At 44.1% G+C, this 13,449-nt stretch carries 10 protein-coding genes; 5 read left to right on the top strand and 5 right to left on the bottom strand.

Going from position 1 to position 13,449, the window contains the following annotated elements; translation table 11 throughout:
* Positions 1–561 precede the first annotated feature (561 nt).
* Together ACYVAA_RS20170 and ACYVAA_RS20165 are read right to left on the bottom strand one after the other, a co-directional pair.
* The gene (locus ACYVAA_RS20170; protein WP_460545271.1) at positions 562–1,359 is read right to left on the bottom strand and encodes a hypothetical protein; all 798 of its coding nucleotides are present in this window, start codon (positions 1,357–1,359) and stop codon (positions 562–564) included.
* Between the two features lie 301 nt (positions 1,360–1,660).
* Positions 1,661–3,031, bottom strand: coding sequence for an exonuclease domain-containing protein (locus ACYVAA_RS20165; protein ID WP_460545269.1), 1,371 nt, complete (start codon positions 3,029–3,031; stop codon positions 1,661–1,663).
* Between the two features lie 135 nt (positions 3,032–3,166).
* On the opposite strand from ACYVAA_RS20165, the gene ACYVAA_RS20160 reads away from it, so the two are divergent.
* Together ACYVAA_RS20160 and bioB are read left to right on the top strand one after the other, a co-directional pair.
* The gene (locus ACYVAA_RS20160; protein ID WP_460545267.1) at positions 3,167–3,718 is read left to right on the top strand and encodes a DinB family protein; all 552 of its coding nucleotides are present in this window, start codon (positions 3,167–3,169) and stop codon (positions 3,716–3,718) included.
* A gap of 242 nt (positions 3,719–3,960) precedes the next feature.
* Positions 3,961–4,938, top strand: coding sequence for a biotin synthase (gene bioB, locus ACYVAA_RS20155; RefSeq protein ID WP_460545265.1), 978 nt, complete (start codon positions 3,961–3,963; stop codon positions 4,936–4,938).
* A 43-nt stretch (positions 4,939–4,981) separates the two neighbouring features.
* Here bioB and ACYVAA_RS20150 read toward each other — a convergent pair whose 3' ends face one another.
* Positions 4,982–6,661, bottom strand: coding sequence for an acyl-CoA synthetase family protein (locus tag ACYVAA_RS20150; protein ID WP_460545263.1), 1,680 nt, complete (start codon positions 6,659–6,661; stop codon positions 4,982–4,984).
* Between the two features lie 276 nt (positions 6,662–6,937).
* Here ACYVAA_RS20150 and ACYVAA_RS20145 point away from each other — a divergent pair, with 276 nt between their 5' ends.
* On the top strand, positions 6,938–8,149 hold the full coding sequence (locus ACYVAA_RS20145) for a hypothetical protein (RefSeq protein ID WP_460545260.1): 1,212 nt from the start codon (positions 6,938–6,940) through the stop codon (positions 8,147–8,149).
* Between the two features lie 144 nt (positions 8,150–8,293).
* On the opposite strand, the gene ACYVAA_RS20140 is transcribed toward ACYVAA_RS20145, so the two are convergent.
* Together ACYVAA_RS20140 and ACYVAA_RS20135 are read right to left on the bottom strand one after the other, a co-directional pair.
* A complete protein-coding gene (locus ACYVAA_RS20140) occupies positions 8,294–8,815 on the bottom strand; it encodes an acyl-CoA thioesterase (protein WP_460545258.1) in 522 nt (173 codons plus the stop codon).
* A 29-nt stretch (positions 8,816–8,844) separates the two neighbouring features.
* Positions 8,845–9,363: a DinB family protein gene (locus ACYVAA_RS20135; protein WP_460545256.1), complete on the bottom strand. Its 519-nt coding sequence runs from the start codon at positions 9,361–9,363 to the stop codon at positions 8,845–8,847.
* Between the two features lie 64 nt (positions 9,364–9,427).
* Between ACYVAA_RS20135 and ACYVAA_RS20130 the strand changes: the two genes are divergently transcribed.
* Positions 9,428–10,774, top strand: a complete 1,347-nt coding sequence (locus ACYVAA_RS20130; protein ID WP_460545254.1) for a zinc-binding metallopeptidase family protein — start codon at positions 9,428–9,430, stop codon at positions 10,772–10,774.
* A 114-nt stretch (positions 10,775–10,888) separates the two neighbouring features.
* Entirely contained in the window at positions 10,889–12,919 is a 2,031-nt protein-coding gene (locus tag ACYVAA_RS20125) for a M3 family metallopeptidase (protein WP_460545252.1), read from the top strand.
* Positions 12,920–13,449 lie beyond the last annotated feature (530 nt).

Below are 13,449 nucleotides of genomic sequence, written 5' to 3'. Positions count from 1 at the left end.
TGCAGACTGGTTCTGCGACTCTCTGGTACCGATAATACCTAAATTGATCGTTGAAAAAAGGCTCAAACAAAAACCACATGACCAGATACTTTATGAGCTCTTTTATGCTTAAGTTAACGGCTATGGAAAGTGATCGGGGCAGGCTATTGCGAACCCTTTTGTGCTTGGGTGAGTGTGGGAGGAAAGGGTGTGGCAATCTTCTTATTATGAGATTCCCATGGCTTCCTTCTCGCAATCCTACGCCAAGCCCTGTTTGGCTCCAGACAAGCTCGGAATGACGTCTTTGAAACTTGAACTGAGATTATGACATAAGTTAGATGGAATCATACATCAGCAATCGTAGTAGCCTGTCCCGACGACTGTCAGGACAGGCTGAAAATGCAAGAAAATCAGTCCCGATAAATCGGAAAGCAAAGCGACTGATTTTATCCGCCGCGGCGGATCAGTCCGTAATACTTGTGCGCCGTGGCGTAGATAAGCTAATGCATGTTTCGGGTTTAACTGGCAATAAAAAACCCAACCTCGCTTAAGGTTGGGCCTTTTATACAGAGACATTGCTGATCATCTGATGGATTTGAGTAAGGTGGCCAGATACACCCACCTCATGTCCCTTGAGCTCAAACCTTCTTCTAAGGCTACCATTTGCTCCTCTGATACATCTAAATCCTGGTACTCCATCGCGTTAAAAAACTGTACGTAGTTATCATAGAAGTTCAAGGTCATATGGGTATAGTCCGCCTCACTTCCCATCGGTAAGGCTGTCCTCAAAAACTTCCAATGCCCCAACATTCCTGCATCTATTCTCTTTTGCTTATAAGGACGGTACAAATCGGTCTCCACATGCTCGTACTCATTGAAGCGTCCTTCTACTGCCTTCATCAGATCAAAGGAAGCCAGCGCCCCTTGCTTGTACTCAAAATCATCTTCTGTACTGGCCACTTCCACCATATAGGCCCTCATGGCCAGGTCCCTGTTTTTGACGGCATTGGCTACGATCATTTCAATCTGATTATCAGACATCTCAGAAGAATAGACCTTTTTGGCATAATTGACAAAATTGTCATCTGTCATACCATTCATCATCTTCACCGGATCATCATAATAAGTAATCGTCACGTACTGAAACTCCCCTTGGTCAGGGGTGGACTGCAAAGTCCATAGATCCCATCCTTTTACCTCTCCTTGCTTGACTGCCTCTCTATATATCTTTTCCAAAAAATTCTTGTTTTCAGAAAAATCTACCATCTGGGTGGACTCTACCTTTATAAACTCTATCACCAAGTATTGGTGGCCTACTTGTGCAATTGCATATTCACATACAAATGCTAAAACAATGACGAAACAAAATAACTTTTTCATATCCTAGAAATTTTTGGGTTCTCAAAATACGCTGTAATGCTACTTCAATCAATATAAACATTTCTTCGGTATATGTAAAAAATTATAAAACTTTATGTATAAAAATTTGACAAAATCATAATTTTAATCAAAAACATTCTGTATCATCAAAAAACAGTGGAATTTATTACAATTTTAAAAATTAACCTTTCGTTTATTATTAAGGCTTTTTTTCTACTTGACTTACCAGCTACGATTCCTCATCCTCGCCATAGATGCCATTCTGGTAATTCCATCCCCAATACCAAAATAAAAAACCTATTTATGGCAGTACCTTCACCTTTTTCACTAAGTTCTTTGAAAGGTAGTGTTCCAGAATGTAAGTAGTATCAGAAACCGGTTTTACCGCCTCTAGGTTGGCAAGGACTTCTTCATCCGACCCAAAACCAAATTCTTTATCTATAAAGCCATAAGCTTTCAGAATGCCCTGTTCAAAGAGTATCGCTGCCTGTTCGCTTTCATCCCTGCCCTTTTCCCTGATCAATAGCCGTGACCTTTCCTTTTGGATCTGCTCCATCCAATCGGCCACTTTCGCATTGTACCGTTCAGGACTCTCCTTGCCACAGCAAGCCCCATCACAGGCCCCAACCTGATGATCATAGCAGGCTGTAGCTACTTTTTGAACACCACATAGTTTTGGGCATAACCTGAACCGCTCAATTTTATCCAGTAAATAAGACCAGGCTTCATGGTGGGAATTGAAAGCCAGCAGCGGTTTGGTTCCCCTGTTTATTTTTGCCACCTGAAAGCGCTCATAGCCCGCCCCGTCCTGGTACCGGTAAAGCCCCCATGCGGTTCCTTTGACCTTCTGTGCCCTATTGAACTTCGGCCAATGCCGCTTTATCTCCAATGCTTCCACCAGCAAGGCCAAAAATTCACTTCCTGTCAGTTGATAACTTACCGAATAAATTTCGGACTTCATGGCCTGCTTTCCTTTCCCCACACCTGAAAAATGCCCTTTGAACCGACTCTTGATGTTCAATGCCTTTCCCACATAAATCACTTTTCCGTTGGCATCGTGAAAATAATAAACCCCAATAGAGGAAGGGAGTGCCAAAAACTGTTCTTTGGTAATATTTGGGGGTAAAAAGGCCTCCCCCGAATTTCTTTTCAACAAAGCCGGCACTATTCCCTCCTGGTCAGCTTCCATCAGCATACCAAAAAGCTCTGCCGTGGCCTCTGCATCACCAAAAGCCCGGTGACGGGCCTTGATGTTGATCGATTTATGCTCGCATATGCTCCCTAAACTGTAGGAGCGCAATCCTGGAAATATCTTCCGGCTCAGTCTCACCGTACATAGCTTGGGCAATTCAAATTCCATCCCAATACGCTCAAACTCGGCTTTGATGAACTGGTAATCAAAATTCACGTTGTGGGCGACAAAAATTTTTCCCTCCAGAAATTCAAAAAGCTCCTCGGCAATTTCTTCAAAAACCGGAGCATCCGCCACCATTTGTTGATCTATCCCGGTAAGCCCCGTGATATAGCCCGGGATTTCACATTCGGGATTGACCAGGGTCTGATAGCTGTTGAGGACTTTCTCTCCATCATGAAGTAGCGCAGCAATCTCCGTAATTCGATGACGCTTACCGTACCCACCGGTGGTTTCTATATCAACAACTGCATAGATCATATTAAAAGAATAGTCTGGAGAGATTCGACATTTTACAGTTCAATGTTAGTACTTTTTCAATGATTATAACGAATTTTGACTCAAATTGTCCCAAAACAGGACCCTCAGATTGTTTTTCTTTGACAGATATTCCAAATGACTACAGAAAGTAAAATCAAAGCTTGGAAAGATACCATTGACCAGAGCACACAGGCATTTATTTCCACCTTTGGGCAGCTCACCGAAGACCAGCTCCACGCCAAACCCAATGCTACTACCTGGAGCATAGCCGAAAACATCCAGCATTTGATTGTCATCAATCAAAGTTACTTTCCTATTTTCCAACAACTCGTTGACGGAAAATACGAAAAGCCCTTTATGGGAAATATCAGCTTCCTTACCAAAGCACTCGGAAATATGATCCTGAAGTCGGTCAGCCCCGAAAATCCAAAAAAACTAAAAACCATCCCTATTTGGAGTCCCAATAAATACCAGCCCTTACAGAAAGAAAACGGCTTACTATCTGCTTTCGAAGCCCATCAGATCCTATTGAAAGAATGGATCGACAAGCTGATGCCCTTCCTTGAAAAAAACCAGATCATTCACTCTCCTGCCAACCGGCTCATCGCCTACCGGCTGGACACTGCTTTGGACATTATCACCACCCATGAAATGAGGCATTTTGAGCAAGCCAAAAGGCTTTTGTAGGATATCAAGTGACAATGAGTACGCTGAATCCATCAGTTAAACAAATAGCCGATTAACCAGGCAGGTGGCTACCAGAAGCAGCGACTAATCATGCTTAACATAACACTAGTTTTTACAACTATAAAGCTTACCTTCAGGTGACAGTTTGTCGCCTTGAAGGTAAAATCCCTTAAAAAACATTACATCCTTATTAAATTTCAATAATTTTAAGGCTTGAAAAAGACCATTCAAATTAAATTTTGATGACTGAGATTAGAAACAACTGGACCAGAGAAGAAATCAAAGCCATTTTTGATTTACCCATATTAGAACTTATTTATAAAGCTGCTACCGTACACCGGGAATTCAACGATCCCCAAGAAGTACAGGTTTGCACCTTGCTTTCTGTCAAAACCGGTGGATGTCCTGAAGACTGTGCCTACTGCCCCCAAGCTGCGAGGTACCATACGGATGTAAAAGTCCACAAATTGCTGGAAGTAGAAGAAGTCCTCCAAAAAGCCGCAGATGCCAAAGCCTCGGGAAGTACCCGATTCTGCATGGGAGCTGCTTGGCGTGAAGTGAGGGACAATAGGGATTTCGACAAAGTCCTGGACATGGTAAAAGGGGTAAACACCATGGGTATGGAAGTTTGCTGCACTTTGGGAATGCTCAGTGAAGAGCAGGCCAAAAAACTGAAAGATGCCGGCCTGTATGCTTATAATCACAACCTGGACACCAGCGAGGAGCATTATAATGAAATCATTACGACAAGAAATTACGACGATCGTCTGGACACGTTAGAAAACGTGCGAAAAGCCGACATATCCGTTTGCTCCGGGGGAATCATCGGTCTAGGAGAACAAATGGAAGATAGAATAGGTATGTTGCATACTTTGGCCACACTTCCTTCCCACCCTGAATCCGTACCGGTAAATGCACTGGTTCCGGTGGAAGGCACTCCTTTGGAAGAACAAGAGCGGGTATCTGTCTGGGAAATGGTAAGAATGATCGCTACAGCAAGGATCATCATGCCCAAGGCCATGGTAAGACTTTCTGCCGGAAGGGTAAGGATGAACACGGAAGAGCAGGCACTTTGCTTTATGGCAGGCGCCAATTCTATCTTCGCCGGTGACAAACTCCTCACCACGCCTAACCCTGAAGTAGACACGGACAAGCAGCTTTTCCAGACCTTGAACCTCAAACCAAGGCAAGCCTTTAAAGACCAAGAAGTAAACATCTGATCGATAAAACTAAAAAAGCTCCTTTTCAGGAGCTTTTTTAGTTTTATGCTGACTTTTTGAGGTGTTCTTCCTTGATGAGCCTTCTCAGTATTTTGCCTACATTGGATTTGGGCAACTCGTCCACAAAATAAACCTCTTTGGGCACTTTATAATTGGTAAGGCTTTCCCTACAATGCCTGATCACTTCTTCTGAAGTAAGTGATTTGTCCCCTGAGACCACATAAGCCACCACCTTTTCAGTGGAGCGCTCATCCGGCATTCCAATCACACCCACCTCCAGCACTTTATCGTGATTGGCAATGGTATCTTCCACTTCATTTGGGTACACATTGAATCCGGACACCAAGATCATTTCCTTTTTACGGTCCACAATTTTCATAAAACCATCGCCATCTATCACTGCAATATCCCCTGTCTTCAGCCATTCACCCTGCATTACCTCAGCTGTTTCCTTGGGCCTTTTCCAATATCCTCTCATTACCTGAGGTCCTTTGATACAAAGCTCCCCTTTCTCGCCATGCGGCAGCTCATTGCCATCATCATCAATGACCTTCACCTCTGTATTGGGCAGAGGTAAACCTATCGTCCCGATCCGCTCGGTACCGTCTATTGGATTACAGCTGGCCACAGGGGAAGTTTCGGTCAATCCATAGCCTTCAGCCAATGGCACTCCCGTCACTTTCTCCCATTTTTCAGCAACATACTGCTGCACAGCCATCCCTCCGCCTACAGCCACCTTTAACGAACTAAAGTCAAGGCTTCTAAAGGCTTCCTGGTTCAGCAACCCGTTAAACAGGGTATTCACCCCCGTCAGCACGCTGAACTTGTGCGTGCGGAGATCCTTGCAAAAAGCCTTCATATCCCGGGGATTGGTAACCAGCACATTATGTGCCCCTATCTTCAGCATGGCCAGACAGTTTACGGTCAGGGCAAAAATATGGTACAAGGGAAGTGCGGTAATGACCAGCTCTTCGTGTTCTTTCAACTTTGGCTTCATCCAGGCAGAAATCTGCTGCATATTGGCCACTATATTACCATGCGTCAACTCCGCTCCTTTTGAAACACCTGTGGTCCCACCGGTATATTGCAAAAAGGCCAGGTCCTCCAGGTTAAGGGGCACCTGTGTGTGCTTTTTATTTCCTCCCGACTTCAGCGCTTCCTTAAAAGGAATTGCTTGTGGAATATCATATGCCGGCACCATTTTCTTGATGTATTTCACCACAAAATTCACGATCCCTCCTTTTAGTCCTCCCAGCATATCTCCAATACTTGTAATGATGATATGCTTTACCTTGATGCTAGGCAAAATCTCCTCAAGATTATGGGCAAAATTGGACAGGATCACCAGGGCGGAGATTTCAGCATCCTCAAACTGATGTTTCATTTCCCGAGGGGTGTAAAGCGGGTTGGTGTTCACCACCACCAGGCCTGCCCTGAGGGCCCCAAACATCACCACAGGATATTGCAGGAGATTGGGCATCTGAATGGCAATTCGATCGCCTTTTTTTAACTTCAGTTCCTCCTGTAAATAGGCTGAAAAGTCTCTTGAAAGTCTTTCCAGCTCGGTAAAACTGATTTGCTTGCCCATACATTCATAGGCCACAGCATCACCATATTTCTTAACACTCTCTTCAAAAAGTCCCACAACACTGTCGTACGCTTGGGCATCTACCTCTTTAGGAACTGATTCTGGATAAAATTTAAACCAAGGAAAGTCTTGCATATTTATAGCTGCATTAGGTTATTTCGAATATTATTTTCTTTACACCAATATAAACCATTTATACTTTTAAAAAAAAGTATAATCTGCCTCAGATAAATGTTTAAACCCTAGGCCTTGATTTTAAAAAACTTAGCCTTCCATCCTTCCCAAACAATCATTCGAACATTACCTGCTTCCCATATAGTGATTTTAAAATATCTTTATGTATCAACAATGAAATATTGCGCTTACATTTATGGCACAAATTTCGTTGGTAATTAAGAAATTAGATTTTCTATGAAAACAAAAATTTATACCATTGCCCTCTTTACCATGCTTTTGGGAAGCTATACTGCATTGGCACAATCTGACTCGTCTGCAGTATCCTTGGAGCAGTCCCTTAAAAATACCCTTTTGAAAAGCATCCAGGTCAAAACCGACTCAATGGATGACCAATTGGGGACCAAATTACACGATCTGGATAAAAAAATCCAAATGCTGGATGCCTCCCTGAACCAAACCAGCAGTGAGGCCCAAAAAATCGAGAAACTGATAGAACGGGTAAAGCTGATCGAAGATTTCCAACAGGCTGAAAAAGATGCCGAGCTGAACATCTACCAGGGGAATTACCAGTCGGCCATCATTAACCTCGTCGCTATGGAAAGGGAATTGAGGCCCCTTATCCTTTTTGGCGCCACCAGGGACTTCTTCCAGACCCTCAATGCCATCGGCAATCCCACTACCTATCCTGGTTTCAATGACTGGTATTCGGGCTTCAAAACCTTCATCGACAAAAACAAAAAAGAAAGCCCCACTTTGTCTGTAGTTTCCAACCTGATCAGTCTTACCGGAGACCTTTCTGCAGGCACCCCTATATTTGGTACTTTCAGCCAGGCGCTCTTTACCGGTATGTCCAGCTATGTGGAAAGTATTGGCACTGGAAGAAGGGATCAAAAATTAAGGGACCAAAGCCAGGAAATGTTTGAACTGGTCACAGAACTGGGACAGTACACCAATGACAAAAACCTTATTGAAACCGAATGGGAAGCCATTGACACGGAATTGGAAGAGTTAAAAAAACTTTATGAGGAAAACCTCGCCAAAAACTTAAAGGTTTTGGGTATCGACAAGGCTGAATTTGAAAGAAAATACAGCAAGGAAAATGACGCCAACCGACGCTATGAATACCTCAATGAACTCACCGATATCATTGCAAAAAGAGTGAAGCATGAAAAGGAGGTCAATCCCAAAAACTGGAAAAACACCTTCTACAATGAAATGGCGGAAATCCAATCCCTCAAAATCCGCTTTGGGACCATCACTTTCCGGATCAGTGAAAACATCAACAAGTACAACTCCCTGATTGACAAATACAAAACAGCCAAGCATATCGGGCCGAAAATCAACAATTTGGAGGTAAAGCTAAACAACCTGAAAAATGCTTTTGACAAAGCCTTCAACCCACTTGAGTATATCAATGCGGCCAACAAAATGTATAAGGTAGATTAATTCAACTGCCTATTAAACCAAAAAACAGCAATCCCCATGTCTTCGGCAGGATTGCTGTTTTCTTTGGTAGTTAAACTGTCTTTCTTTTATGGCATTCAGCCTTGTCAGTTACTTAGTACGCTGTACTCGATACTTCCATATTGATCAAGAATCCCCTTCCTTTAACCTGGCTTTGAGGAGCTTTACCCTTTCTACGATAGAGTGTTCCCGGATATCAAAATTATCCGAAGTAGCTTTCAGAAAATCGGCTATGGCACCTTTGTGTTCTGTCAACTTCCCATCCCTCAATCCCACATATTTTAGCGTGCTCCAAAGCACATTTTTCAATTCCTTTTTGGAATCATCTGTCATATAATATTCCACCACTGCCGTGGTCTGGTCATGCCATAATACCCTGCTCATGATGCGTACCCACTCCCCTACCATGGCCGGGCGTACATAAGATATATTGTGGTTGTACACCACCCAAGCCGCTTGGTATTTTTTGATCAGATCATACATTTCCACACCATAAAGCTTAGGCACCTGGTCTTCTCTGGCATTAAAGTAGTAGTCAAAATACTTTGCATTGTTCAGATGCTGCAGTGGGTCACAATCCTGAAAACGGATCACCACGCGACTTTCTGTTTCTTTTGGATAGTGTTTTTCCGGATTAAATTCAAACATAGTAGACAGTAAAAATCAAAATTAGAGCATCACGCATAACGCTCGTGAAGAATTTGCATATGATGTTTAAAATGGCCTGGAATAATGTTCAACAGCGCCCTTACACTTATTTCATAGCCATTGGCCACCCCCACCCGGGCAAAGGCCTCCTCTGGAAGTCCGTTAATAAAGGACCGGATCAAATACCTGGTCAGCTCAAACTCCTCTAGCAGGTTGATCAGCGGAACCTCGTTAAAATGGGCAGCTTGCACGTAGTCTTCCTGTTCCATTCCCGGCAATTCCTGGTCATCATTTCTGGCAAAGCACAGGGCCCTAAAGAACATGATCTTTTCAGTATCATTTATATGCCCTATGACCTCCTTAAGGCTCCATTTGCCGTCCTCATAGCGGTGCATTGCCTTTTCCTCCGACATGCCTTCAAAATAACTTCTGAGCTCCTCCACCTGCGAGATCAAAAGCTCTGCAATGTCCTCTCCCCTTACTTTGGAGACGTAAGTCTCATAAAAGGCGCCATATTCTCCTTCTTCTGGAATTAGTAGTTCGCTCATAATGTTTTTATTTACTTTTTGTTTACTATAAATTTAACCGACTGAAAGCCTTAACTACGATTCTATGAAAAAAATTTTGCTCATTCTTTGCATTTTTTATGCCCATCAGGTCTTTTCGCAGACCCAAACCATCATTCGAAACGGGAAAATCGAAAGCATGGTTCAGGAAATTTCCACCGACTCCATGAAAAACCACATTCAAAAGCTGGTAAGCTTTGGAACGAGACATTCCCTGAGCAAGGAGCAGGACGCAAGGGGCATTGAGGCGGCGCGTCAATATGTGCTTTCTAAATTCAAATCCTTTGAAGCGCAGGCCAATGGCCGCCTCAGTTCCGAAATAGACTATTTTACCGTAGAAGCAGATGGCAGAAGGATTCCCAAGGATGTCCGCATGGGCAACGTCATGGCCACCCTCAAGGGCACCGATCCGGAAGATGACAGGGTATTTGTGGTAAGCGGTCACCTGGACAGCCGGGTGACTGATGTAATGAATGCCGAGGACGATGCCCCGGGCGCAAACGATGATGGCTCCGGAGTGGCCGCCCTGATAGAAATGGCCCGGATCATGAGCAAAAACAGCTTTTCAGCATCCATTATTTTTGTGGCTGTCTCGGGAGAAGAACAAGGTCTGAAAGGGGCTACCCATCTTGCCCAACGTGCTAAAGCCGAAGACTGGAACCTTGTCGCCATGATCAACAATGACATGATCGGAAACAGCGCATCCAGCGGCACAAAACTCAGGGACAACACCAAGGTTCGGGTCTTCAGCGAAGGAGTCCCCCTTTTTGAGACCGAAGAAATGCGAAAGCTTAGACAATATACCAACGGCGAAAACGACAGTGAATCAAGACAGCTTGCCCGCTATATCAAGGAAATCGGAGAAAGATACATCGATCAGTTGGATATAAAACTGGTGTACCGAAACGACCGCTTCCTCAGAGGTGGAGACCATACGCCTTTTTCCAAAGAAGGCTTTACCGCAGTAAGGATCTGTGAATTCAATGAAAACTACGAGCAACAGCACCAGGAAATTAGAACAGAAAACGGCATTCACTACGGCGACCTGCCAGAGCATATCGACCATGAATACCTCCGAAAAAACACCGGCGCCAACCTCGCAGCCTTGGCAAGCCTGGCCTCGGCACCATCAAAGCCCCGGGATGTGGGTGTGCTGGTCAGTGAACTCACCAATTTCACCACCCTAAAATGGCAGGCATCTTCCAAAGGAAAACCTAAAGGATATTATGTACTCATGCGGGAAACCAGCTCTCCAGTTTGGGAGAAAAAATTCTTTACAGAGGAGCTGGAAATCACCTTACCCTACTCCAAAGACAATTATTTCTTCGCCGTCCAAGCTGTAGGGAATGACAATGCGGAAAGCCTGGCCGTTTTCCCGAAACCAATCCGGTAAGACATCCGATGTCACCGCATCGGCACTCCATTTAGAGAGTGCTGCCAAAATCATTAACTTTACCTCTGCATTACCGTAAATGCATTGAACTTATTATAAAAGAACAGTTGACATATGAATCCATTATTGGAAAAATTCAATTCACCATTTGAAACGGCACCTTTTGATAAAATAAAGAATGAACACTTTTTACCAGCCATCCAAGAAGCCATCAAGGAGGCTAAGCTGGAAATTGAAGCCATCAAATCTGTCGAAAACGCCAATTTTTCATCGATTATTGAAGCGCTGGACAAGACGGGCAAAAAGCTGAACATCATCTCCGGCATTTTCTTTAACCTCAATGCAGCCGAAACCAATGAAGAAATCCAGAAGTTGGCCAGGGAAATTTCCCCTTTGCTCACTGCCCATTCCAATGACATCCTGCTGGACAAACAGCTTTTTGACCTGGTAAACCAGGTCTACCAACAAAAAGACCAGCTCCAGCTAAACGAGGAACAGGAAACCCTGCTGGACAAAACCTACAAGTCCTTTGTAAGAAACGGTGCCAACCTATCGGAAGAGGACAAAGCAACACTTCGCGAAATAGACAAAGAGCTCTCTCAAAAAAGCCTCGCCTTTGGCGAGAATGTTCTTGCAGAGACCAACAAATACGAACTGGTCATCGATAAGGAGGCCGATCTATCAGGACTTCCTGAAGTCGTGGTGGAAGCTGCCGCTCAGGCCGCCCAAGAAAAAGGAAAAGAGGGCAAATGGGTCTTTACCCTGGCTTTCCCCAGCTATGTTCCTTTTATGACCTATGCCGACAACCGGGAACTCCGCCGAGAGATCTTCATGGCTTATAATACCAAATCCTGCAAAGGTGATGAACTGGACAATCAACAGATCATCCATGAAATACTGGAACTGAAAAACCAACGGGCCAATTTACTTGGTTATCCAAGATATGCCGACTTTGTCCTAGAGGAAAGAATGGCCAAAAGCGCTCCTGAGGTAAGCGCCTTTCTCAGTGATCTGCTCGAAAAAGCAAAGCCCAAAGCAAAGGAAGAACTTAAAGAACTGACCGAATTTGCCCGGAAAAACGGTGGGCCGGAAAAACTCGAAAAATGGGATTTCGGCTATTATTCCGAAAAACTCAAAAAGGCAAAGTTTGAGGTGGACGATGAACTGACCAAGCCTTATTTTGAACTGGAAAACACCATCAATGGGGTATTCCTTACTGCAGGAAAACTCTATGGGCTGGATTTCATTCGCAATGAAAACATCCCTGTTTATCATGAAGACGTCACCGCCTACGAGGTCAAGGATACTGAAACAGGAAAGCATCTTGCGGTATTTTATGCCGACTTTTTCCCAAGACCAGGAAAGAGAAACGGTGCCTGGATGACCGCATACCGCGGCCAATCCAGAGAGGGAGACCGGGATCACCGTCCCCATATTTCCATTGTATGTAATTTTACCAAACCCACCAAAAGCACGCCCTCGCTGCTCACCTTTAATGAAGTGACCACCCTTTTCCACGAATTTGGACATGCCCTTCACGGCATGCTGGCCAATGGCACTTACGAGTCTTTGTCCGGGACCAATGTCTATTGGGATTTTGTGGAACTGCCCTCCCAGATTTTTGAAAACTGGTGCTACGAAAAAGAATGCCTGGACCTTTTCGCCAAGCATTATAAAACCGGAGAAAAGATCCCTGAGGAATTGATTACCAAAATTAAAAACGCGGCAAACTTCCATCAGGGCTATCAAACCCTCAGGCAGGTAAGCTTTGGCTTGCTGGACATGGCCTATTACAGTGCTGATCCTTCCAAAGTGGGTTCCTTGTTCGATTTTGAAAAGGCAGCCATGCGACCTACAGAACTGCTTCCGGCTGTGGAAGGCACACTGATGTCCACCGCTTTTTCCCATATTTTCCAGGGAGGCTATGCAGCAGGATATTACAGCTATAAATGGGCAGAGGTATTGGATGCAGATGCTTTTGAGATGTTTCTTGAAAACGGCATCTTTGATCCGGTAACCGCCAAGGCTTTTCAAGAACACGTCCTATCTGCAGGTGGAAAAGTCCACCCGTCCATACTTTACAAACGCTTCCGTGGAAGGGAACCCAAACCAGAAGCATTGCTTAAGCGAGCCGGACTGATATAATATAGAATCACATTTATCCTACTTTACAGACGTCATAAGGGGATTCAGAAACCTTCCAGGTTGATAAGCGGAAAATCTAGCAGCAACGATGTGCGACCGTAAAACCTGGAAGGTTTTCTATGCTTTCCAACTCGAGGAAAAAACATGGTGATGTTTTTGAGTATACGCCCTTATACCATTGGAATGCTAATGAAGTACGCAAAATCAAACCAAACATACAGGAACCGCCCGGGATTATGAAAATCGCAAAACAAGGGCATAAAGCCAAAACCTGCATTATTAAATCAGTATAAAAAACATTAATTCATTACAAATAGTATAAATTTTAAACTTTTTTATTGAAAATATTTGAATTTAAACCGACCTGTACTACCTTTGTATCATAAGGAAAAGACAAAAGGTCTTTACATACTGTAGGGTGTTGAAATTGGCAGACAAGCCCTCCTGTCTCGGGGGTGGGGATTCCAGGAAAAAGCAAATATCGAGCTCGTGTTTTGCCTAACTGCCCCGTGGAGGTTCGAGTCCTTCCC

Source organism: Echinicola sediminis (assembly GCF_054777495.1).
Note: the sequence above shows the minus strand (reverse complement) of the source record. Positions and strands in the feature narration are given on the sequence as shown.

Bases quoted from the DNA above. Each gene is read 5' to 3' on its own strand.
- ACYVAA_RS20125 (WP_460545252.1), top strand. From the start codon at position 10,889: ATGAATCCATTATTGGAAAAATTCAATTCACCATTTGAAACGGCACCT.
- bioB (WP_460545265.1), top strand. From the start codon at position 3,961: ATGACTGAGATTAGAAACAACTGGACCAGAGAAGAAATCAAAGCCATT.
- ACYVAA_RS20165 (WP_460545269.1), bottom strand. From the start codon at position 3,031: ATGATCTATGCAGTTGTTGATATAGAAACCACCGGTGGGTACGGTAAG.
- ACYVAA_RS20135 (WP_460545256.1), bottom strand. From the start codon at position 9,363: ATGAGCGAACTACTAATTCCAGAAGAAGGAGAATATGGCGCCTTTTAT.
- ACYVAA_RS20145 (WP_460545260.1), top strand. From the start codon at position 6,938: ATGAAAACAAAAATTTATACCATTGCCCTCTTTACCATGCTTTTGGGA.
- ACYVAA_RS20150 (WP_460545263.1), bottom strand. From the start codon at position 6,661: ATGCAAGACTTTCCTTGGTTTAAATTTTATCCAGAATCAGTTCCTAAA.
- ACYVAA_RS20140 (WP_460545258.1), bottom strand. From the start codon at position 8,815: ATGTTTGAATTTAATCCGGAAAAACACTATCCAAAAGAAACAGAAAGT.
- ACYVAA_RS20160 (WP_460545267.1), top strand. From the start codon at position 3,167: ATGACTACAGAAAGTAAAATCAAAGCTTGGAAAGATACCATTGACCAG.
- ACYVAA_RS20170 (WP_460545271.1), bottom strand. From the start codon at position 1,359: ATGAAAAAGTTATTTTGTTTCGTCATTGTTTTAGCATTTGTATGTGAA.
- ACYVAA_RS20130 (WP_460545254.1), top strand. From the start codon at position 9,428: ATGAAAAAAATTTTGCTCATTCTTTGCATTTTTTATGCCCATCAGGTC.